The 20,445-nt window shown below is 72.1% G+C and carries 17 protein-coding genes and 1 pseudogene; 10 read left to right on the top strand and 8 right to left on the bottom strand.

Features of this window, described 5'->3' with window-relative positions:
• The first annotated feature begins 192 nt into the window (after positions 1-192).
• Together nhaA and HYE82_RS37645 are read left to right on the top strand one after the other, a co-directional pair.
• The gene (nhaA, locus tag HYE82_RS04190; RefSeq protein WP_179172547.1) at positions 193-1,491 is read left to right on the top strand and encodes a Na+/H+ antiporter NhaA; all 1,299 of its coding nucleotides are present in this window, start codon (positions 193-195) and stop codon (positions 1,489-1,491) included.
• 67 nt (positions 1,492-1,558) lie between these two features.
• Positions 1,559-1,878 (top strand): annotated as a pseudogene (locus HYE82_RS37645) (hypothetical protein); the annotation flags it as partial.
• Here HYE82_RS37645 and HYE82_RS04185 read toward each other — a convergent pair.
• The 5 genes from HYE82_RS04185 to HYE82_RS04165 all read right to left on the bottom strand — a co-directional run bounded on the left by HYE82_RS04185 (position 1,818) and on the right by HYE82_RS04165 (position 8,610).
• Positions 1,818-2,861 (bottom strand): helix-turn-helix domain-containing protein, encoded by a 1,044-nt coding sequence (locus tag HYE82_RS04185; protein ID WP_179172559.1) that lies wholly within the window; start codon positions 2,859-2,861, stop codon positions 1,818-1,820. The pseudogene HYE82_RS37645 and the gene HYE82_RS04185 overlap by 61 nt on opposite strands.
• A gap of 147 nt (positions 2,862-3,008) precedes the next feature.
• Positions 3,009-4,913 carry a TrkA family potassium uptake protein gene (locus HYE82_RS04180; RefSeq protein WP_179172558.1) on the bottom strand — a complete coding sequence of 635 codons (1,905 nt, stop codon included), beginning with the start codon at positions 4,911-4,913 and terminating at the stop codon, positions 3,009-3,011.
• 494 nt (positions 4,914-5,407) lie between these two features.
• Positions 5,408-6,130 carry a TrkA family potassium uptake protein gene (locus HYE82_RS04175; RefSeq protein ID WP_179172546.1) on the bottom strand — a complete coding sequence of 241 codons (723 nt, stop codon included), beginning with the start codon at positions 6,128-6,130 and terminating at the stop codon, positions 5,408-5,410.
• Positions 6,123-7,493: a TrkH family potassium uptake protein gene (locus tag HYE82_RS04170; protein WP_179172545.1), complete on the bottom strand. Its 1,371-nt coding sequence runs from the start codon at positions 7,491-7,493 to the stop codon at positions 6,123-6,125. The genes HYE82_RS04175 and HYE82_RS04170 overlap by 8 nt, the downstream gene beginning before the upstream one ends.
• Before the next feature lie 265 nt (positions 7,494-7,758).
• Positions 7,759-8,610: a class I SAM-dependent methyltransferase gene (locus HYE82_RS04165; protein WP_179172544.1), complete on the bottom strand. Its 852-nt coding sequence runs from the start codon at positions 8,608-8,610 to the stop codon at positions 7,759-7,761.
• A 118-nt stretch (positions 8,611-8,728) separates the two neighbouring features.
• On the opposite strand from HYE82_RS04165, the gene HYE82_RS04160 reads away from it, so the two are divergent.
• The 6 genes from HYE82_RS04160 to HYE82_RS04135 all read left to right on the top strand — a co-directional run bounded on the left by HYE82_RS04160 (position 8,729) and on the right by HYE82_RS04135 (position 13,263).
• A complete protein-coding gene (locus tag HYE82_RS04160; protein ID WP_179172543.1) occupies positions 8,729-9,313 on the top strand; it encodes a TetR/AcrR family transcriptional regulator in 585 nt (194 codons plus the stop codon).
• Positions 9,314-9,763: 450 nt separating this feature from the next.
• Entirely contained in the window at positions 9,764-10,546 is a 783-nt protein-coding gene (locus HYE82_RS04155) for a PspA/IM30 family protein (protein WP_179172542.1), read from the top strand.
• Positions 10,543-10,821 carry a hypothetical protein gene (locus tag HYE82_RS04150; protein ID WP_179172541.1) on the top strand — a complete coding sequence of 93 codons (279 nt, stop codon included), beginning with the start codon at positions 10,543-10,545 and terminating at the stop codon, positions 10,819-10,821. Before HYE82_RS04155 ends, HYE82_RS04150 begins: the two co-directional genes overlap by 4 nt.
• Positions 10,822-10,826: 5 nt before the next feature.
• Positions 10,827-11,744: a zinc metalloprotease HtpX gene (htpX, locus tag HYE82_RS04145; RefSeq protein ID WP_179172540.1), complete on the top strand. Its 918-nt coding sequence runs from the start codon at positions 10,827-10,829 to the stop codon at positions 11,742-11,744.
• Positions 11,745-11,761: 17 nt separating this feature from the next.
• Entirely contained in the window at positions 11,762-12,340 is a 579-nt protein-coding gene (locus tag HYE82_RS04140; RefSeq protein WP_179172539.1) for a hypothetical protein, read from the top strand.
• A 269-nt stretch (positions 12,341-12,609) separates the two neighbouring features.
• Complete coding sequence (locus HYE82_RS04135) at positions 12,610-13,263, top strand: DUF305 domain-containing protein (protein WP_179172538.1); 654 nt, start codon at positions 12,610-12,612, stop codon at positions 13,261-13,263.
• A gap of 36 nt (positions 13,264-13,299) precedes the next feature.
• On the opposite strand, the gene HYE82_RS04130 is transcribed toward HYE82_RS04135, so the two are convergent.
• Positions 13,300-14,001 (bottom strand): TIGR00730 family Rossman fold protein, encoded by a 702-nt coding sequence (locus HYE82_RS04130; protein ID WP_179172537.1) that lies wholly within the window; start codon positions 13,999-14,001, stop codon positions 13,300-13,302.
• 335 nt (positions 14,002-14,336) lie between these two features.
• On the opposite strand from HYE82_RS04130, the gene HYE82_RS04125 reads away from it, so the two are divergent.
• Both HYE82_RS04125 and HYE82_RS04120 read left to right on the top strand, forming a co-directional pair.
• Positions 14,337-16,688, top strand: a complete 2,352-nt coding sequence (locus HYE82_RS04125) for a LuxR C-terminal-related transcriptional regulator (protein ID WP_179172536.1) — start codon at positions 14,337-14,339, stop codon at positions 16,686-16,688.
• Between the two features lie 41 nt (positions 16,689-16,729).
• Positions 16,730-17,695, top strand: coding sequence for an ACP S-malonyltransferase (locus HYE82_RS04120; protein WP_179172535.1), 966 nt, complete (start codon positions 16,730-16,732; stop codon positions 17,693-17,695).
• Here HYE82_RS04120 and HYE82_RS04115 read toward each other — a convergent pair.
• Complete coding sequence (locus HYE82_RS04115; RefSeq protein ID WP_179172534.1) at positions 17,641-19,344, bottom strand: (2,3-dihydroxybenzoyl)adenylate synthase; 1,704 nt, start codon at positions 19,342-19,344, stop codon at positions 17,641-17,643. The two genes, HYE82_RS04120 and HYE82_RS04115, sit on opposite strands and share 55 nt — an antisense overlap.
• A complete protein-coding gene (locus HYE82_RS37640; protein WP_179172533.1) occupies positions 19,341-20,438 on the bottom strand; it encodes a class II histone deacetylase in 1,098 nt (365 codons plus the stop codon). The genes HYE82_RS04115 and HYE82_RS37640 overlap by 4 nt, the downstream gene beginning before the upstream one ends.
• Positions 20,439-20,445: the final 7 nt, after the last annotated feature.

Here is a 20,445-nt window from a genome sequence, read left to right as displayed (position 1 = left end):
CCCTGCCGCCGAACACCATCACCGCTTGTCAAAGCCCCCTGGCGACATCCCGTCCCTCCCGATAGGGTGTAAAGAACGCGTCAATATGCTCATCACATCGACGAGCGGACGCGGGGTGTGCCGGGAAGTCTGGTCGGCGTCCTTGGGGCCGTGTGCCCGCAATGCTGCCGACGCCCCGGAGGTTCCCCCGTCATGACCGCTGCCCCGCCGCCCGAGCGCTCCCCGTTCCTGGGCCTCCTGCCCTGGCCCGAGCGGCGTGCCATCGCCGAGGCCCTGCGCACCGAGACCATCGGCGGCCTGGTCCTCCTCGCCGCCGCCGTCATCGCGCTGATCTGGGCCAACAGCCCCCTCGGCGACGTGTACCAGCAGGTGCGCGACTTCCACTTCGGCATACCCGCCCTCGGCCTCGACCTCTCCGTCGGCCACTGGACCGCCGACGGCCTCCTCGCCGTCTTCTTCCTCGTCGCGGGCATCGAGCTCAAGCGTGAACTCGTCGTCGGTGAGCTCCGTACGCCGGCGACCGCGGCCCTCCCGGTGATCGCCGCCGTGTGCGGCATGGCCGTGCCGGCCGCCGTGTACGCGCTGACCGCCGGCCTCGGCGGAGGCAGCCTCGGCGGCTGGGCCGTGCCGATGGCCACCGACATCGCCTTCGCGCTGGCCGTCCTCGCGGTGATCAGTACGCATCTGCCCGCGGCCCTGCGCGCCTTCCTCCTCACCCTGGCCGTGGTCGATGACCTGGGCGCCATCCTGATCATCGCGATCTTCTTCACGGACGATCTGAACTTCTGGGCCCTCGGTGGCGCCTTCGCCGGGCTGGCCGTCTTCTACGCCCTCCAGCGCTTCCGCGTTCGCGGCTGGTGGTGGTACGTCCCGCTCGGCATCGCCATCTGGGCGCTGATGTACAACAGCGGCGTCCACGCCACCGTCGCGGGCGTCGCCATGGGTCTGCTCCTTCGCACGACCCTCGACAAGGGCGAAGAGGCCTCCCCCGGCGCCCGGGTCTCCCACCTCGTCCACCCCTTCTCCGCCGGTGTGGCCGTCCCCCTCTTCGCCCTGTTCGCCGCGGGTGTCAGCATCTCGGGGAGTGCCCTCGCGGACGTGTTCACCCGGCCCGAGCCGCTGGGCGTCGTTCTCGGCCTGGTCGTCGGCAAGGTCCTCGGCGTGTTCGGCGGCACCTACCTCGCCGCCCGCTTCACCCGCGCCCGCCTCAACCCGGACCTCGCCTGGGCCGATGTTTTCGGACTGTCCGTCCTCGCCGGAATCGGCTTCACCGTCGCCCTCCTCATCGGCGAACTCGCCTTCCCGGGCCAATCCGTCACCGAACAGATCAAGGCCGCGGTCCTCATCGGCTCCGTCACCGCCGCCGCCCTCGCCGCTCTCCTTCTGCGGCGCCGCAACAAGGTGTACAAGCGCCTGTACGAGGAGGAGACGCTGGACGCCGACGCCGACGGCATCCCCGACATCTACCAGCGCGCGGCTGCGGAACGCTGACCGGACGTGACCCAGCGGTGGAGGGCGGCCCGATTGCGCCGGGCGCGGAGCCCCATCGGTCCGCGCTCCTCGAGGATTCGCGTCGGTGGTTTACGGCCTGCTGGTCCTGCAGGCCGGCATCCCGCAGGGCGACACCGCGTACACCCTGATCGCTGTCTGCACCGCCTTCTCCGTCGTGGCCCACAGCAGGAGGACGTGCCGGTGGCCCGCCTCTTCCACGTCGAGGGCGACACCGATCCGAACAGCCGTGGTCAGTTCCTCCGCGGGACCGTCACCTCACCGCCACCGCCGACGAAGGCTCCTGCTGAAGGGCACGCCGCAGACCGCTACCGCTTCTCCGGCCAGTCCAGCAGCCGGGCGCCGATGACGGCCGTCTGCAGGGTGTAGCGGTGACGCGGATCGCCCGGATCGGCCCCCGTGAGCTTGTGGATGCGTTCGAGTCGGTAGGTGAGGGCACGGACGCTCAGCGACAGCAGGCGGGCGGCGTCAGTGGCCACGCAGCCCGTGTCGAAATAGGCATGGAGGGTGTCGACGAGCGGCCGTGCGCCGCCGCGGGCCTCCTGGAGGGGGCCGAGAACGGTGTCGACCAGGTCGGCCATGGCCTGGCGGTCCCGTCCGAGGACCGGGTAGACGAGCAGGTCCGCGGCGTGCAGGACCGGCCCGTCCAGCTCGATGCGTCGGGCGAGGTCAAGGGCGTTGAGGGCCTCCTCGTAGGAGTGCACCACTCCCCCGGCACCGGGGTGGGCCCGGCCGATGGCGACCAGTCCGCCGTCGGTGGCGGCGTACGCCCGCTCCGCGAAGTAGGCCAGCACTTCAGGCCGGTCACCGGGGGCGACGCAGATCAGCCGGCCCTCCTTGGTGGTCAGCAGGATGCTGCGGTTGCCGAAGCGGGCCAGGACGGCCGCCTCTATCCCCCGCACCATGCTGTAGCCGTCGCCGTACGGCTCCGGCCCCTGGGCCACCGCCACCGCGTGGGACTGGGACAGACGCAGCCCGAACCGCTCGGCCCGCTCCGCGAGCCGCCCCAGATCGCTGCCGCCGTACAGCAGGTCGTCGATGAACTCCCGGCGTGCGGCCTCCTGCTGCCGCACCGCCTGCTGCTGGGCCCTCTCGTACCCCTCCGCGAACGCGTCGACCGCCTGCTCCAGCGCACCGAGCAGGTGGGCGAACTCCCGTACGGGGAGCTCAGGCTGGATCTCCCGGGTCATGGCCAGGTGGGCCCTTACGAGCGCCCGCAGTCCGATGCCGGCCTCGGCGGCCCGTTCGCCCGCGTCGCGGCGGGCTTCCAGCTCGGCGCGGGTGAAGCGGCGCCCGGTGGCGCACACCTCACGCAGGAGGTCCGCGCTGCCCTCCAGGTACTCGTTCGTGATCCGCTGCTCGTCACTCAACCCGTGCCCCGCCCTTTCATGCCACTCACCGGCCGGGGCTCACCCTGCCATGCGCCGAGCTCGGAGGGCTGGGCAGGTCGGGCTGCGGCAACGGCCCGGAGGTGCGAACCGCCGCTGCCCGGTCTGCCGTCACCGGCCGGGTGCACGGGTGCCGTGCCGCCCGAGCAGTTCGGCCAGGCCGCGGCGGGTGGCGGCGAGGACGACGCGGTCCTGCGCCCGCAGGACGTACCCGGGATGCAGGTTCCAGACGAGACCTGCTGTGTTCGCGGGGGATTCGTCCGGGGTGGTCGCCAGATCGGGCCTGCGGTCCTCCGGCGCGGTCGCGTCCAGGGCGATCACCCGCCAGGCTCCGGGCCGGAAGGACTCCGCGATGGTCCGGCCCTCCAGTTGCGGATGACCGGCAACCTCGAGGGCTGCGAAAAGCAGCACCCTCCGCTCCACCGGTATGGCTCCGAGGACCTGGCGGCCCATCATCGCTCCGGCGAAGGCCGGAGCAGCAAGGTGCGTGACGCTGCGGCTGCGGGTCAGGGCCTCGGGGTGGGCGGTGCGCAGGGTGCGGTACACGGCTGTGGCGAAGTCGTCCTCGAACAGGCGCATGACGACGCGGAGGTCCGACCGCACGGCCCTGGCGTAGAGGGCTGCCTCCAGATTGGTCGTGTCGCTGCTGGTGAGGGCGAGCAGGGCGTGTGCGCGGTGGATCCGTGCGGATTCCAGGACGCCCTCTTCCGTCACGTCCCCGAGGACGACGGGTACGCGCAGCCGCCGGGCGAGGGCCAGGCCCCGCGCCTCGGGGTCCGACTCCACGCACACCACCGGGATGTCCAGCTCCCGGAGGCGGCCCAGCACGCGGGTGCCGATCTTGCCCAGGCCCAGGAGCACCACGTGGTCGGACAGCCCGCGCGGTGGCCGGCGCAGTGCCGTTGCCGTCCGGAAGTCCCCGAGGCCTTCCAGCGCCGCCGCGACCAGCACGGGGAGCAGCAGCAGACCGATGGTGCCCGCCAGGATCTGGAGGGTCTTGCGCTCCGCGGACTCCTCGACGGCCGGGTCGTTGATGGCGAAGATGTCGAGGAGCGTGATGTACGCGGCGTGGAGCGGGTGGTCGCCCGTGGTCAGCCAGGCCGCCACCGCCAGGGCCGTCACGGCCGCCGCGATACCGGCCAGGGCCCAGCGAAGCCTGCGCGAGAAGAGCGAGCCGACCGGGAAGGTGGCCGCTGACAGGCGGGCTCCGGCACCCGCCTGCACCGGACCGGTGTGGGAGACGGCCTCCAACGCCACGGTGCCGCGTCCGGTGGCGGCGGCCACGGCCCGGTCGTCGGGCAGGAGTTGCGGGCCGTTGTCGCCGCTGGCATCGGATCCCTCGGCCCCGGCGGGGTCGCGGGTCGTCGCTGACAGCAGGGCCAGTGTGCACAGGCCGGGGTCGGTGACCTCGCCCCGCCCGGGCGGGGTCCGCTCCACTGCTCGCAGCAGGAGGCCGTCGGCCTGAACCACCTTGCTCGTTCCGGCGATCGCGGAGGCGGCCAGGGCCGGGGCGGCGGTGTCCGCGTCCGAGAGAACGGTGGTCGAGGCGTCCAGTTCCTGCAGGTCGAGTCCGGGCTCGGCGACGATGGCCGCCTGGTCCAGCAGCTCCTCGAGGTGCTGGCCGAGACGGCGGTTGTACAGCCGGATGACCAGCCGGAGCCTGGGGTTCAGGCGTCGGGCCACGAGTGCGGCCCGCACGTTCGTCTCGTCGGCCTCGTACACCAGCGCCAGGGCGGCGGCATCGGCAGCCCCTGCCGCCGCCAGTGCCTCTTCGTCGGGTTCCGCGGTCTCGACGACGCGTAGGTCTCGGACGGGCGCCTGCTCCGTGGCCCGCGCTCGTCGCGGTCCTGCCGCCGGGACCCGGGCGAGCAGGCCGAGGCCGCGTCCCAGAGGCCGCCCCATGACGGGCTGCGGCTCGCGGGCGGCGGGCACCACGAGGGTCACCGGCTCGCGGTAGACCTCCTGGAGTTCGGCGGCCAGCCTGCGGGCCAGTCCGTCGTCACCGCAGACGATCATCCGGCCTGTGGTTCCGGACGGTTGGCGTGTCGACGCATCGATCATCGGACCAGCATGCCGTGCACGACTTTCGGTCAGCCCGCTGGGGCAGCAGAGGAGTTGGGCGCGGACCGGGGGCGCGTCGCACGCGGACCATCCGACCGTCCGGCCGGCGAGGACGGCGACCGCCGCGTACGACAGGCATCCGGGACCGGGGAGCACTCGCGAGGTGAATCCCGGTGGGCAGCGGCGCCCACGATGGCCGTGCCGTTCCCGGCCGCGGCTTCGCTGCGGGCCGGGCCCGGCATCATGCCGCCGATGGACCGGTGTCGGGCCGTCAGGGCGAGGGCCACGACGTGAGGGAGGACGGCGCGCACGTCGACGTCCGCGTTGCCGACGGCTTCGACGGCTTCGACGCTGCGGCACCGCACCGCCGCGGGTCTCGACGACCGCCGTGACGCCCTCCCGTACTCCGCGGGTTCCGCATGCAGCAGGTGGGTGGGTGGGTGCCGGGCTCAGCCGAGTTCCGCGAAGGCTTCCACGTCGCGTGTCTTGCCGGTGACGATGATGACGTCGCCCTTCTCCACGACGGTTTCGGCGGTGGCGTGGGTGAAGTCCTGTCCGGGGCGTTTGATACCGACGACGGTGATGCCGTACTTGCTTCGGACCGCGCTCCGGGCGAGCGGGACGCCGGTGATCGTGGTCGGGGTGATGGTCTTGACCAGAGCGTAGTCGTCGTCGAACTCGATGAAGTCGAGCATGCGGCCGGTGACGAGGTGGGCGACGCGTTCGCCCATCTCGTGCTCGGGGAGGACGACGTGGTGGACGCCGAGGCGTTCGAGGATCTGGCCGTGCTGGCGGCTGATGGCTTTGGCCCAGATGTTCGGGACCTGCTCTTCGAGGAGGTTGGAGGCGATGAGGATGCTGGCCTCTATGTCGGTGCCGATGCCGACGACGACGCTCGGGAAGTCGTGTACGCCGAGCTGGTGGAGGACCTCGGGGTCGGTGCAGTCGGCGACGGCGGTGTGCGTGAGGACGTCGCTGTGCTTCTGCACGAGGGAGGCGTCGGTGTCGATGCCCAGGACGTCCCAGCCGCGCCGGGTCAGTTCGTGTGCGAGGGAGCTGCCGAAGCGGCCCAGGCCGATGACGGCCACGCGCTGGTCGGAGTGGAGCTGGGCGCCGGAGTCGAGGAGGCGCTTGCGGCGGCGGTGGCGCAGGGAGTTCAGGTAGTTACCCAATGACGGGTCGCTCCTCGGGTAGCTGGTAGCGGCGGGTCCGCTCGCGCAGGGCGAGGGAGGAGACGAGCGTGATCGGTCCGAGTCGGCCGATGAACATCAGCAGGATCAGGATGAGCTGACCTGGGGCGGGGATGTCGGCGGTGATCCCGGTGGACAGGCCGACCGTGCCGAACGCGGACACCGCCTCGAACAGCACCGCCTCGGAGGGGGCCTTCGTGACGGTGAGGAGGGCCAGGGTGGCGGTGATGACCAGTCCGATGCCCAGCAGTGCGACCGTGAGGGCCTGGCGCAGGGCATGGGGGGCCAGGCGGCGGCCCATCACCGTGGAGTTGGGTTCGCCGCGGACTTCCGCGAGCATGGCGGCGGCCAGGACGGAGAAGGTGGTCACCTTGATGCCGCCGGCGGTCCCGGCGCTGCCGCCGCCGATGAACATCAGCGTGCAGGTGAACAGGAGGGTCGAGGCGTTCAGGGCGCCCATGTCGATGGCGTTGAACCCGGCCGTGCGGCTCATCGCCGAGTAGAAGAACCCGCCCAGGATCTTCTCGTCCCAGTCGAAGGCGCCGAGGGTGCCGGCATTGGTCCATTCCAGCAGGCATGTCATGACGGTGCCCACCAGGAGCAGTACTGCGCTGGTGACGAGGGTCAGCCGGGTGTGCAGGGACCAGTTGCGCCGCCCGGTGGCGCGCTTGCGGGTGCGGTGGCGCAGGAGTTCGAGCAGCACCGGGAACCCCAGACCGCCCAGGATCACCGCCGCGGCGATCGGCATCGTGATCCAGGGGTCCAGCGCGTAGGGGACGAGGTTGTCGGCGTGGAGGCCGAAGCCCGCGTTGTTGAAGGCCGAGACCGCGTGGAAGAGGCCGGAGTACGCGGCTTCGCCGTAGGAACGGTCGTAGCCGAACCGCAGCCGCAGGGCGAGGAACGCCCCCACGGCGAGCTCCACGGCGAGGGTGCAGCCGGCCACGCCCAGCAGGACGCGCCGTACGTCACCGATGCCCAGGCTCTTCGTCTCGGCAGCGGCGGTGAGCTGCATGCGCAGGCGCAGCCGGCCGGAGACGAGCAGGGCGAGCAGGGAGGCCATCGTCATGATGCCGAACCCGCCCACCTGGATGAGGGCCAGGATGACGCCCTCGCCGAAGCCGCTCCAGTGGGTGGCGGTGTCCACGACGACCAGTCCGGTCACGCACACCGCGGAGGTCGAGGTGAACAGGGCGGTGAGCGGGTCGGTGACCGAGCCGTCGGTGGACGCCGCCGGCAGCATCAGCAGCACGGTGCCGATGGCGATCACCAGGGCGAACGACGACACCACGGTACGGGCGGGATGTGCGGTGAACAGTCGCCACACCCCGGCCACACGTACAGCCACTCGTCCGCCCTCCGACACGGTTCCCCGTAACCGGCCCTGTCGTCAGGGATGCGTCAAGGACCGCGGCGGCCCAGAGTACCCGCAGACAGTCGGACACGTGCACGGGTGGTCAAGGTGTTCGTACATCATCCCCCGTCGGCCGGTAGAGGATGAGCTCGTACGGCGTCGGGTCGGGGCGGGAGCATCGAGGGCCGCGCCGGCGGGTGCGTCGCCGCCGGCCCGCGGTCGATGGGTCCGTCTGCTCGCGAGCACGGCCGGCGGGCCGTCAGGCGTGCGCGGCGGTAGCGGTCAGCAGCCAGGCCGTGCCGCGCAGGCGCAGGGCGCCCTCGGCCTCGTGGGGGCGCAGGACCTCGGTCAGGCGGGCCCTGGCGCGCTCGCCGACCCCGCCGCCGGCCTGGGCGACGAGGTGGCGGCCGGGCCCGGAGTCCAGCATGAACTCCGCCGCGTCCGCCGCGTCGCGCCCCCAGGTCCCGTACGCCGTCACGTGCGTGGCGCGGACGTCGCGGAGCCCCGCCCCGGCCAGCAGTGCTGCCGCCGCACCGGGCGCCGCGAGCGAGAACATGCCCGGCCCGCCGGGCTTGCCGAAGCCCTCCAGAGGGAGGAGGTCGCCGAGCGCGGCCATTGCGGTCAGCCATTCGTTGCCCTCGGGCTCGGCGGCACAGAGCAGGGCCACGCGGCCGCCGGGGCGCAGCGCGGTGGCGATGTTCGCGAACGCCGCGGCGGGGTCGGTGAAGAACATGATGCCGAAGCGGCTGATGGCGACGTCGAAGGTGCCGTGGGCGAGGGGGTGGACCTGGGCGTCCCCGTGTTCGAAGCGGACGTTGTCCAGGCCTTCGCCTTCGGCGCTCGCCCTGGCGCGTTCGAGCATGGGTCCGGAGAGGTCGAGGCCCAGGGCGCAGCCTGCCGGAGCGACTGCGCGGGCGGCCTGGCGGGTCGTGGATCCGGCTCCGCAGCCGATGTCGAGGACGCGTTCGCCGCGGGCGATGGCCGCGGCGTCGAACAGCGGCTGGTCGAATCCGGTGTTGACGGCGTCCCAGCGGTCTTGGTGGGCGGCCCAGTGGGTGCCTTCGTAGCCGTTCCAGGACTCCGCCTGGCCGGCGTTCGCGATGCCGTGCATGGATGGAACCTCCTGCGAGAGGGGATGCGGGGCCAACCGCCCACACCTTAGAATGGGCGCATGCCCAAACAGTATGGGCACTTGCCCATACTGACAATCCCCATTCCGGGAGGACTTGGTGTCACCACGTGGAGTGGCCATCCCCGATCTGCGCGAGCGGCTCTTCGACGCGGCGGAGCGCGTCCTCGCCCGGGACGGAGCCGCCGCCCTGACCAGCAGGGCCATCACAACCGAGGCGGACTGCGCCAAGGGAGTGCTGCACACCCACTTCGCCGGACTCGACGAGTTCGTGGCGGAGCTGGTACTGGACCGCTTCACCCGCTCCGCCGCACTGGCGGCGACGCTCCCCGACAGAGCGGGCGACGACTCGGTCGCCGGCAACCTGGTGGAATTGTCCGCGACGATCCTGTCCCTGGACCCGGGGGTCGTGGGTCTGGCGGTGACCCGGCCCGCGGCGGCCCGGCGGGTCCGCGAGGCCTGGGCCGAAGGCGCCCCCGGCTTCGACGTGATCCAAGCCTCGATCGAGGCCTACCTCGACGCCGAGCAGCACCTGGGGCGCGTCGGCCCCGGCATGGACACCGGCTCGGTCGCCCTGGCCGTGGTGGGAACCCTGCACCACCTTCTGATGACGAGCCGCCCCGGCGGCCCTCCCCCGCAGGACCGGGTCGAGCGACTGGTCCACGCTCTGACGAGCCCGGCCTGAGCGGGTGGCCCGGCCCACGGACGCATGCCCCCGCCGGCACAGGGAGGTCGGCGTGGCTTCCCCTCCCTCTCCCGGAGCCCCACTGCGAGGACCGGGCTCGTACGCATCCCACGACACCAGGGGAGGCCGGCTGCGCGTCGGCCTTCGCGCAGCGGCGGTCCCCTCTCGCGGTCGGAGCAGGGACCCCTCGTCGCGATGCCCGTCTCCGCCGCAGCACACGGGTGCCTGTGATCACCGGTGCACTGCCTGCGCGACCGCATACCCCCTCCCGGCTCCGGGCGTCGTGCCCGACCAAGGGCGACCGCTACAGGCTGCCGATCGGGGGCCGTGCCCGGAGAATGGAAACAGCGCGATGCGCCGTGACCTGCGACGGAACCGCTCTCGCACACCGAAGGCACGTGAGGGGGCCGCAGGGCACGCAGGATGCGCCGGCCCGAGGAGACGGTCGCCATGACCAGCATCACCGCCCGCATCACCGCCCTGTTCCGGGCCAAGGCGAACAAGGCCCTGGACCGGGCCGAGGATCCGCGTGAAGTCCTGGACTACTCCTACGAACAGCAGCGGGAGATGCTGCAACGGGTACGGCGCGGGGTGGCCGATGTCGCGACGAGCCGCAAACGCGTCGAACTCCAGCTCAGCCAGCTCCGGCAGTCCGACGACAAGCTCCGGGTTCAGGCCCGGCAGGCTCTGGCGGCCGGCCGGGAGGACCTGGCCCGCGAGGCCCTGACCCGCCGTACGGCCGTGGCCTCGCAGATCACCGACCTGGAGGGGCAGGTGGCGTCTCTGCGGGAGCAGGAGGAGAAGCTGACCCTGGCCGCTCAGCGCCTGCAGGCGAAGGTGGACGCCTTCCGCACCCGGAAGGAGACGATCAAAGCCACCTACGTCGCAGCCGAGGCCCAGACCCGGGTCACCGAAGCGGTCACCGGCATCAGCGAGGAGCTGGGCGATGTCGGGCTGGCCATGCAGCGGGCCCAGGACAGGACCGAGCAGCTGCAGGCCCGCGCCGGCGCGCTCGATGAGCTGATGGCCTCCGGAGCGTTGGAGGACGCCACCGTTCCGGCCGGGCGGGACGACATCCAGGCCGAGCTCGATCGCATGTCCGCAGGCCAGGACGTGGAGGGGGAGCTGGCCCGGATGAAGGCCGAGCTGCCTGCCGCAGCCGCCTCCGGCCCGGCGGCGGTGGAGGGACCGCCACGGTCGAAGGGGCCGCCGGATCCGGAGGCGACGTCGTGATCATGCGGATTCTCGGCGAGGGCCAGTACGAGATCGCCGAAGCGCACCTGGTCCGACTCAACCAGCTGGACACCGCCCTGCAGTCGGCCGCCGACACCGGCGACGGAGCGGCGTTCACAGCCGCCTTGTCGGCCCTGCTGGACGCCGTCCGCACGCTGGGCACACCGCTGCCGGACGAGGCGATCACGCCGTCCGACCTGGTACTGCCCGATGCGGACACCAGCCTCGCCCAGGTGCGCGAGCTGCTGTCCGACGACGGCCTGATCCCGGGGTGATGGCGGTGCGCAGCCGTTTCGAGCCCGACCGGCAGCTGACCGCCCGCATGGCGGTCACGATGTTCCTGCTCGGACTGCTGTACGTGGCGTTCATCGCCGCGCTGATCGTGCTGCTCAAGTCCGTGGTCCTGGTGGTCGTCATCGCCGCCGCCCTGCTGGGGGCCCAGTACTGGTACTCCGACCGGATCACCCTCTACGCCATGCGCGGCCGCCTCGTCACGCCCGAGGAGCAGCCGCAGCTGCACGGGGTCGTGGACCGGCTGTGCGCCGCCGCGGACATGTCCAAACCCCGGGTCGCGGTCTCCGACATGGACCTGCCCAACGCGTTCGCCACCGGCCGCAACGCCGATCACGCCGTGGTGTGCGTCACCACCGGGCTCCAGCGCCGCCTGACCACGGAGGAACTCGAAGGCGTCCTCGCCCACGAACTCTCCCACGTCGCCCACCGCGACGTGGCCGTGATCACCATCGCCTCCTTCCTGGGCGTCATCGCCGGCCTCATCGTCCGCTTCGCCTTCTACTCCCAGCTGTTCGGCGGGCGCAGCCAGCGGGACCAGAACACGGCCGTTGTCTTCCTGGCGGTGATGGGCGTCTCCGCCCTCGTGTACGCCGTCAGCTTCCTGCTGATCCGGGCGCTGTCCCGCTACCGCGAGCTGGCCGCCGACCGGGCCGCGGCCGTGCTGACCGCCAAACCCTCCGTCCTGGCCTCGGCCCTGACCAAGGTCAGCGGGGACATCGCCCGCATCCCGACGGAGGACCTCCGCACCGCGCAGGCGTTCAACGCGTTCTTCTTCACCCCCGCCCTCGGCCCCGGCACGGCGGTGGCGAACCTGTTCTCCACGCACCCCACCCTGGAACGCCGGCTCGATGCCCTCGCCGAGCTCGCCGCCGAGCTGGGCGGACCGGGCGGAGAGACACCGTGAGGGGGAGCTGAGGCCCCGTGGGTTTCTGGGACACGCTGCTCGGGCGGACCAAGCCGGCCAGACCCGACCTGGACCAGCTCTTCGGCCTGCCCTCGGCAGCCATCACCCTCCAGGCGGCCATTGGCTTCACCCCGACCGGAGCGGGCTCGGTCTGCTTCGCCTCCACCGAGGGCGGCGCCTTCACCCAGGTACAGCAAGAGGTACGGGCCCTGCTGGACGCGGACTCCGAACGCGGCGGCGCACCGGTGGAACTCAGCCGTGACGGCTACGGCTACTCGTGGCTGCTCTCCCGCCGCGCCCCCGACGACCTGCCCGCGCTGGTGGGAGACCTGCACGCGGTCAACACCGCTTTGCAGGACAGCGGCTTCGGCCCGCAGCTCCTGTGCTCCCTGGTCTCGTTCCGCGACGCCGAGCTGCGCCCCCTCGCCCTGGTCTACCTCTACAAGCGCGGCACCTTCTACCCCTTCGCCCCACTGCCCGACCGCAAGCGCGACAACCCCCTGGAACTCCAGGTCAAGGCCGTGCTCAAGGACGACCTGCGCGTGGAACAAGAGCTGAGCCGGTGGTTCCCGCTGTGGGGAGCCCCCGGCCTGTGAAAAGGCCGAACCCCGTCATCCGATCCCGGGAGGTGGCACGTGACAGGAGCCGACGGGCCGCACGGCACCGAGGTGGTGCCGGCTGCCACGGGCCTGACGAAGATGCGTCGCCGGCCGCGTCCTGACCGACGCCGCCCCCACACCAGGCTTCGACGGAACCGGCCCCGTGCTCCTCGCCGCCACCTGGCGGCCGACCTCAGCCCGGCCGCCGCAGCCTGTTCCACCCCACCGGCGGGCCCGCCCGCCACCACACCCACAGGAGCCACGCCATGAACACCACCCGTACTGTCGCCCGTCGCACCGCACGGACCGGCGCGACCACCGCCGCTGCCCTCGTGCTGGCGGCGACCGGCGGGATCACCGCCGCGAGCGCCGCAGACACCCCCGCCCTCACCACCGTGGCGGTCCGCGCCGCGGACCCGACCGACGACCACAACCAGGCCGACGTCACCTTCGCCCAAGGGATGATCCCCCACCACCGCCAGGCCATCGTCATGTCCCGGATGGCCCGCGCCCACGACGCCTCCCCCGAGGTCAAGGCCCTCGCCCTCAGGATCCAGAAGGCGCAGCAGCCCGAGATCGACACCATGGCGGGCTGGCTGGAGGCGTGGGGCGAGAAGGTCCCCCGAGGCATGGGCGCCATGGATGACATGAACGGCATGGGACGCGACGGCGATGACGCCACGTCCATGCCCGGGATGATGCACGGCCAGCGGATGAGGGACCTGGACGGCACCGCCGGCCGCGCCTTCGACACCATGTTCCTGACGATGATGATCGAACACCACGAAGGCGCCATCGACATGGCCAGGACCGAACAGAAGCAAGGCTCCTACACCCCGGCCAAGGACCTCGCCGCCGACATCATCAAGAGCCAGACCGCCGAGATCGCCCAGATGCGCACCATGCTCACGTCCCGCTGAGGGCGCGCAGCCGTTCGCAGTCCGCCGCGAGCGGAGTCACCTTCGGGTTGCCGCGCCCGGAACGGCTCGCACGGCGCCACCCTCGACTCCGCCGACCACGCCTTCTGCCCCCTGCAGCGCATGGCCGGTTCCCCGGAAGGCACGACGGCTGCCTGAGTCTCGGGAGCAGGCGTCCAGCGCCGCCCGGACGGCCGTCGTCCATACCGGCATTCGGGCCGCCTCATCGCTGATGAAACCCTTGGCCTGCAGCTCTGCCAGCCAGGCGCACAACCCTGCGTAGTGCCGGTACGGGTCGAGCACGACGAGCGGCCGACGGTGCGCGCCCGCCATCGACAGGGCGCTCCAGGTGTCGAAGAGTTCCTCGCAGGTGCCCAGTCCGCCGGTGAGCACCAGGAAGGCGTCGGCCCTGTGGAACATCATCTGTTTGCGCGTGGACAGTCCGTCGACCACGACGAGCCGATCGGCTGCCCGGTCGGCCTTGTGGACCAGGGGCCGGGGGACGATCCCGGTGGTATGGCCGCCGCCCCGCCGGACGGCGGCGGCCATTGCGCCCATCATCGAGCACTTCTGGCCGCCCCACACCACATGCCACCCCCTGGCTGCGATCCCCGCACCGACCTCCTCGGCGAGGGAGATGTCGGCGGCTTTGGCCGCGGGCGATGCGGCACAGTACACACAAACCGTGAACGCGGTGGAGCGCGGCGGCATGGAATCCGTGGCAGCGGCGTCGAGCGTCATCACGAGCTCCTGATCTGCGGCCGAAGCAGCCATCGGCGTGCTGGTGCGGTACACGGACCACGCTACGGAACGACAATGGATATTCCAGTACGCCGCCCCGGATTCCAGCGGGGCTCCCAACATTTCGGGAGAGGCACGGAAGTTCTCTTGCATCAGAAAGGCAAACCCTATTGACGATTGAACATATCTTCTTCGAATGCTGCCCTTTGCGCCAAACTTCCACGTATGGCACCTTGGTCGATCAGTGCCGCCTGGAATGAGGCGAAAGGAAAAACGGATGCCTTATTCCTGTCGGCCATCTCTGAAGTCCGCGTTCACTCCCGCCAAGGTCCCCCATGCCACTGCCTGTACCGGCCCCCATCCTGGCACCGCTGCCCGAAGAGCTGACCAGCTTCGTCGGCCGACGGCGAGAGACCGGTGAACTCCGCAGAGTCCTGGAGACCTCGCGCCTGGTCACCGTCGTCGGCGCCGGCGGTATCGGCAAGAGCCGTCTCGCCTGCCGCACTGCCGGCAGACTCGCCCGCGCCTTCCCCGGCGGCATCCACTACGCGGATTGCACCGATGGCGAGGAAGCGCTCGCTCATGCCCTGACGGCAGCGCCCGATGCCCGGGCCTTGCTCGTCGCGGACAATTGCGAGGCGACACGCGTGTCGGTGGCGCGACTCGTCGGTCAGGCACTGCGTTCTTCCACTGCCTGGCACGTCCTGGTGACGAGCCGACAGGTCCTGGGGGTGCCGGGCGAGCACGTGTACCAGTTGCCGCCGTTGGACCTGCCGACGGCCGAAGAGCGTTCCACGGTCCGGATCGGCGCGTGCGACGCGATCGCGCTGCTCCTCGAACGCGTCCGCGCCGTGCTGAGCGGGTTCGCTCTGACCCACGAGAACGCGTCGCACCTGGTCGAACTGTGCCGACGGCTGGACGGGCTGCCGATGGCCCTGGAAGCCGCGGCCGCGCAGATGCGCGTATTGGCGCCCCGGCAGGTGCTGGACCGGGTCGTGTCCTCCTACGATGTGTTCGCGCGCGGGATCGGACCCGCCGCCCCGGGACTGCTCGCGTGCGCGCAGCGCTCCGCCGAGCTGTGTTCGCCCGAGGAGCGCGAGCTGTGGGCCAACCTGTCCGTGTTCCGCGGCCCCGTCACGCTGGACGCCGCGACGGCGGTGGGGCCCGCGGGCGCCGACCCGGAAACCACCCTCCACCTGATCGCCGGCCTGGTGGACAAGTCGGTCCTGGTCCGCGAGGACACCCGGGACACGGTCGGCTACCGGCTGTACGCGCCGCTGCGCCACCACGGTCACCGCATGTTGCAGGGGAGCGGGGGCACTCTGCGTGCCCGGCGTCTCCATCGGGACCACCAGCTGCGGATCACCGAGGCGGAAGCCGTCCGCACGATGAGGAACACGCCGGATGCGGCGTGGCCCCCGTCGCACGTGGACGGTGCTGAGCTGCGTGCCGCCCTGGAGGCATGCCTGACCGATCCCGAAGCGGGCGACGAGGGGCTGCGTCTGGCCGTGGCCCGGTGGCCGTACTGGCAGGCGGAGGGAGCCACCGCCGAGGCGTGCCACTGGCTCGAATGCTTCGTCCGCTCCGCCGGCGACCTCCAGGTGACGCAGACCGTGGCGTACGCCCACGCCCTGTGGGTGCTGGCATGGCTGCGGGGCGCACAGGGCGAGAGCCGCAAGGCCCGCGCCGTGTTGCGGCACGGCGGCGCAGTGGCCCGCCGGCGCGCCGACGCCTCCGCGGCGGCGCACACCGCCTTCGTCCAGGGCGCCTTGGACCTCCACGACGGCGACGCGGCCGCGGCGGTCGCCGTGCTGCGAGAGGCGCTGGAGCGCCTCACCGAGCCCGAGGACGCCTTCGGCGGCATGATGGCCGCGCTGCACCTCTCCCTGGCACTCGGCCAGACGGGCGCGGACGACCACCAGGCCCTCCTGATCGCCGAGCACTGCCGTACGCAGTACCGAATGCCCCGGTGGAAGGGCTACCCGAACTGGGTCCTGGCGGCTGAGGCCCTGCGCCAGGGGAACGTCGACGGCGCGCACGCCTCGGCCCTGGAGGCGCTGCAGTCGTTCCTGGCCGTCGAAGACCGGCCGGCCACCGCAGCGGCACTGGAGCTACTGGCCCGGACGGCGGCGGCCTGGGGCGACGACCGGCAGGCCGCCCGGCTGCTCGGGGCCGCTGCCGGGCACGGCCCGGACGTCCCGGCTTCGGCCCGGCTGCTGAGCACCGCGGCGATCAGGGACCACCACTCCGGTCTGTGCGCGAGCGTACGACGGAATCTGGGACCTCGCGCGTTCGAGGCTGCCCTCACCGAGGGCGGGGCCGCGGACCTGGGCGAGCTGCTCGGCAGCTCCTTGGTCCCGGTCCCGCACCACCGGGGCCGCGAGTCGGCGGACGGGACCGGCGGCCCGCTCACCCCGCGCCAGTGGGCGGTGGCGCGGCTGGTCGCCGAAGGGCTGAGCAACCGGGAGATCGCCGGCCGGCTCGTGGTCGCCCAACGCACCGTGGAGACCCACGTCGAGCACATCCTGGCCCGGCTGTCGTTCACCTCGCGCGTGCAGATCGCCGCCTGGGTCACCGAACGCGTCGGCCTGCCCGGGGTACCGGATGCCGCCCAACCCGCGCAGCCGTCGATGGTGCGCCGCTCACCGGTCAGGCTCGCCCGGCAGGTGAGACGAGCACTTCAGTGAGTTCCGCGGCCCCCACCGACCGAACGAAAGGCAGACCCGACGTGCAGGTCCAGAACACGCATGGGCGCGAGGGCGTCGACGGACCGGCATGGTCCCGTTGCGCGGTGGTGTTTCCCGGGCAGGGCGGGCAGGGACCGCGGATGGGCCTGGCCTGGCGTGACCACGAGGCCTGGGAACTCGTGGGCCGAGCCGAGGCGGCCATCGGCCGCCCCCTCGCGCCCATGCTGCTGGACCGCGCCGCCGCGCCTCGTACCACTGCCGAGGCGCAACTGGCGGTGTTCATGGCCTCGATGCTGGCGTGGGAAGCGGTCCGGAAGGCAGCCGGGCCGCCCGCCCTGTTCGCCGGGCACTCCTTGGGGCAGATCTCCGCGCTGACCGCCGCCGGCGTTCTGGCGTTCGAGGATGCGGTACGGCTCACGGCGCGCCGCGGCGAGCTGACCGAGGCGGTGTGCCGCGGGCAGAGCGGTGGCATGGTCGCCGTGCTGCCGATCTCGATCGACGCAGCAGAGAAGGCCTGCGGCGTGCCGCCCTACGACTGCTGGGTGGCCAACGACAATGCGCCCGGCCAGGTGGTGCTGGCCGGTACCGAGACCGGGCTGGTGCGGGCGGCGGAGGCCGCCCGGGCGCTGGGGGCGGAGAAGTTCTACCGGCTGGCGGTGCCGGGCGCGTTCCACACTCCGCTCATGGCCGAGGCCGCCGCCGCCTTCGGCGATCACCTCCGCGGCGTGGCGTTCGGACGCCCGGTGCGCCCGGTCCTGTCGAACGCCACTGCTCGGCCGGCACCGCCCGACGCCCCCTGGCGGCGGTTGCTCTGCGAGCACCTGATCTCGCCGGTGCGCTGGCGCGAGTCACAGGAGTACATGGTGGCGGCCGGCGTACGCGGCCTGGTCGAGGTGGGGTGCGGCAGGACCCTGGGCAAACTCGCGCACCGCACCGTCCCGCAACTGGCCGCCTACCGGCTCGACACCCCCGCCGCCGCCGATCGACTGCTCGACGGGCTTTCCTGACCCACCGCCGTCGTCCCCGCCGGGTTCTGTCGTCCGGCGGCGACGAGCTCGGCGACGGTGCGCCTGAGCCGGGCTTTGTCGACCTTGCCCACCCCGGTCGTGGGCAGCGCCGCGACCACTTCAAGACGGTCGGGCAGCTTGAAGGGGGCAACCCCCTGAGCACGCAGGAAGTCCCGCAGCTCGCGCAGCGTCGGCGCGTCGTCCCCGGGCGGCACCACCACGGCGCACACCGCTTCGCCGTGCAGCGGGTGCGGCATCGCGACCACCGCCGCGGCGCATACCGCCGGGTGTCTCATCAGCAGCGTCTCCAGGTCCCCCGCAGGGATCTTCTCACCGGAACGGTTGATGACGTCCTTGACCCGGCCGACCACGACGGCGTTGCCCGCGTCGTCGAGCCTCACGAGGTCTCCGGTGCGGTAGAAGCCGCCGGGCGCGAACGCTTCGGGCGGCCTGGCACCCGCTGCGTAGGCCGTGATCGTGCTCGGGCCCCGTGTCCACAGCTCCCCGACCGTGCCCGGCGGGACCGTCCGCCCCGCGTCGTCGACGACCCGTAGCTCGTCCCCGGGTGCAGCGGGCCTGCCCTGGGTGGTCGCCGCCATGTCGTCCGGGTCGTCGAGCCGGGTGAAGCACAGCAGGCCCTCGCTCATGCCGTACACCTGTTGGACGGCACAGTCCAGGCCGGTGGCCAGACGCCTGGCGAGGGCCGGGTCCAGCCTGGCACCGCCGACCTGGAGGACGCGTAGGCTCGACACGTCGCGCGGGTGATCCCGCAGGTCCGTGAGCCACTGGGCGGCCAGGCCGGGGACGAGCGCGCAGTGCGTGACACGCTCGCGTTCGACGAGGTCCAGGCAGTGGGCGGGGTCGGCGGACCGGGCCAGCACCACCCGCCCGCCGTGGGCGAGAGTGCCGAGGACGCCGGGGTGCCCGAAGGCGAAACTGTGCGTGACGGGGATCGCCGCGAGATAGACCGTGTCCCGGTCCAGAACGGACACATCGGAGGCGGCACGGATCACGGAGGTGAACGCCTCGTGCGTCCGCGGGATGCCCTTGGGCGGGCCGGTCGTGCCGCTGGACAACAGGTGCAGTGCGATGTCGTGAGGTTGAGAGGCGTGTACGCGCCCCGGGTCTGCGTCCACCGGGTCACCGTGCACCGGGTCCCCGTGCACCGGTTCCCCGTCCGCCGGGGAGCAGAGGGCGCGCAGGTCGTCCCAGGCCAGCAGCGTCCTGACACAGTCGTGTTCCTTGATCAGGCGCCGTGCCATCTCCATGTGGTCGAAGGCCCGGGAGGGGGGCGGTACTGCCAGCGCGGCCGGTCGCAGCGTGGCGATCACCGGCCGCAGCTCGTGTTCGCGCAGCGTCGGCATGGCCAGGACCGGCGGGCACCCGGCCCGCATCAGCGCAAGGGCGAGGACCAGCAGTTCGATGGTGTTGGGGAGTTGCAGCAGCACCGGCTCGGGGGCTCGCAGGCCCAGCCGGTGCAACCGTGCGGCGGTGCCGTCCACCGCCGCCGCGAGCTGGCGGTACGTCATGCGCCGCTGCTCCCCGACGACGGCGCACCGCCCGGCCAGGGCCCCGGCATGCCTCAGCACGAGGTCGTCCACGCGTTCCGGCCGCCACCATCCCGCCGCGCGGTAGCGGTCGGCGCTCACCGAACCCCCACCAGTGCTGCGGCCTGGTCGACCGCCGCCTCCTGCCACGGCGTCAGCTCCTGGTACGGGCGGGCATCGTAGAAGGCCGCGTACGGGTCGACGATCTCCGTCGTGTGCCCGGACATCGCTTCCAGCACGGCCAGTCCGCAGTACGGTACGTACACCGACGAATAGCCGCCCTCGTGGCACATCACCAGGCGCCCCCCGCACACTTCCCCCGCCAGCTCCAGCAACTGCGCGGCCAGGCTGCGGTAACCCGCCGCACTCACCCCCATGCGGCCCAGCGGATCCGCTGCCGAGGCGTCGAAACCGCTCGCCACGATGACGAGGTCCGGCGCGAACGTCCGTACCGCAGGCGCCACGACGCGGCGGAACGCATCCGCATACGCACCGTTGCCGCTGCCCGCCGGAAGCGGGACGTTCACCACGGTGCCCACGGCCGCGCCGGCGCCGCGCTCATGCCGGTGACCGGAGTCGAACGGGAACAGTCCGTCCTGGTGCACCGAGACGGTCAGCACGTCCGGATCGCGCATGAAGATGTCCTGTGTGCCGTTGCCGTGGTGCACGTCGTAATCCACGACCGCGACACGTTCCACGCCGTGCCGCGCGCGGCCCCACGCGATGGCGACGGCGATGTTGGCGAACACGCACCAGCCCATGCCCGTGTCGGGCAGTGCGTGATGGCCCGCAGGGCGCACCAGCGCGTAGGAGTTGTGCGCCCGGCCGGTGAGCACCGCTTCGGTGGCGGCGATCGCACCTCCGGCGGCCAGGGCGGCGATGTCGTACGCGCCCGGTCCGAAGGGCGTCCAGCCGTCCCCGGCGTCGCCACCGCCCGCCGCGCTGGCCCGCGCGATGCGGTCGACGTAGGCCGCGGTGTGCACGCGCAGCAGATCCTCCCTCGTCGCCTCGCAGGGAGTGATCCGCACCAGGTGCCGCGCGAGACCGCTGGCCTCCACCAGCGAGGCGAGACGGGTCCTGGGCTCAGGTGTGTCGTAGTGCGGATGCGGTGGCAGCGGGCCGCCGGCGCCGCGGGGATGGAAGGTCCCCGTGTCGTACCAGCCGTAGCGCTCGTGCCACACGTACGCCGTGGTCACATTTCCT

This window comes from Streptomyces sp. BR123 (genome assembly GCF_013401435.1).
Lineage (GTDB): Bacteria > Actinomycetota > Actinomycetes > Streptomycetales > Streptomycetaceae > Streptomyces.
The sequence above is the reverse complement of the archived record's forward strand: the minus strand, read 5'-3'. Positions and strand labels throughout refer to the sequence as shown.

Bases quoted from the DNA above. Each gene is read 5' to 3' on its own strand.
- nhaA (WP_179172547.1), top strand. From the start codon at position 193: ATGACCGCTGCCCCGCCGCCCGAGCGCTCCCCGTTCCTGGGCCTCCTG.
- HYE82_RS04180 (WP_179172558.1), bottom strand. From the start codon at position 4,913: ATGATCGTCTGCGGTGACGACGGACTGGCCCGCAGGCTGGCCGCCGAA.
- HYE82_RS04165 (WP_179172544.1), bottom strand. From the start codon at position 8,610: ATGCACGGCATCGCGAACGCCGGCCAGGCGGAGTCCTGGAACGGCTAC.
- HYE82_RS04155 (WP_179172542.1), top strand. From the start codon at position 9,764: ATGACCAGCATCACCGCCCGCATCACCGCCCTGTTCCGGGCCAAGGCG.
- HYE82_RS04135 (WP_179172538.1), top strand. From the start codon at position 12,610: ATGAACACCACCCGTACTGTCGCCCGTCGCACCGCACGGACCGGCGCG.
- HYE82_RS04130 (WP_179172537.1), bottom strand. From the start codon at position 14,001: ATGACGCTCGACGCCGCTGCCACGGATTCCATGCCGCCGCGCTCCACC.
- HYE82_RS04125 (WP_179172536.1), top strand. From the start codon at position 14,337: ATGCCACTGCCTGTACCGGCCCCCATCCTGGCACCGCTGCCCGAAGAG.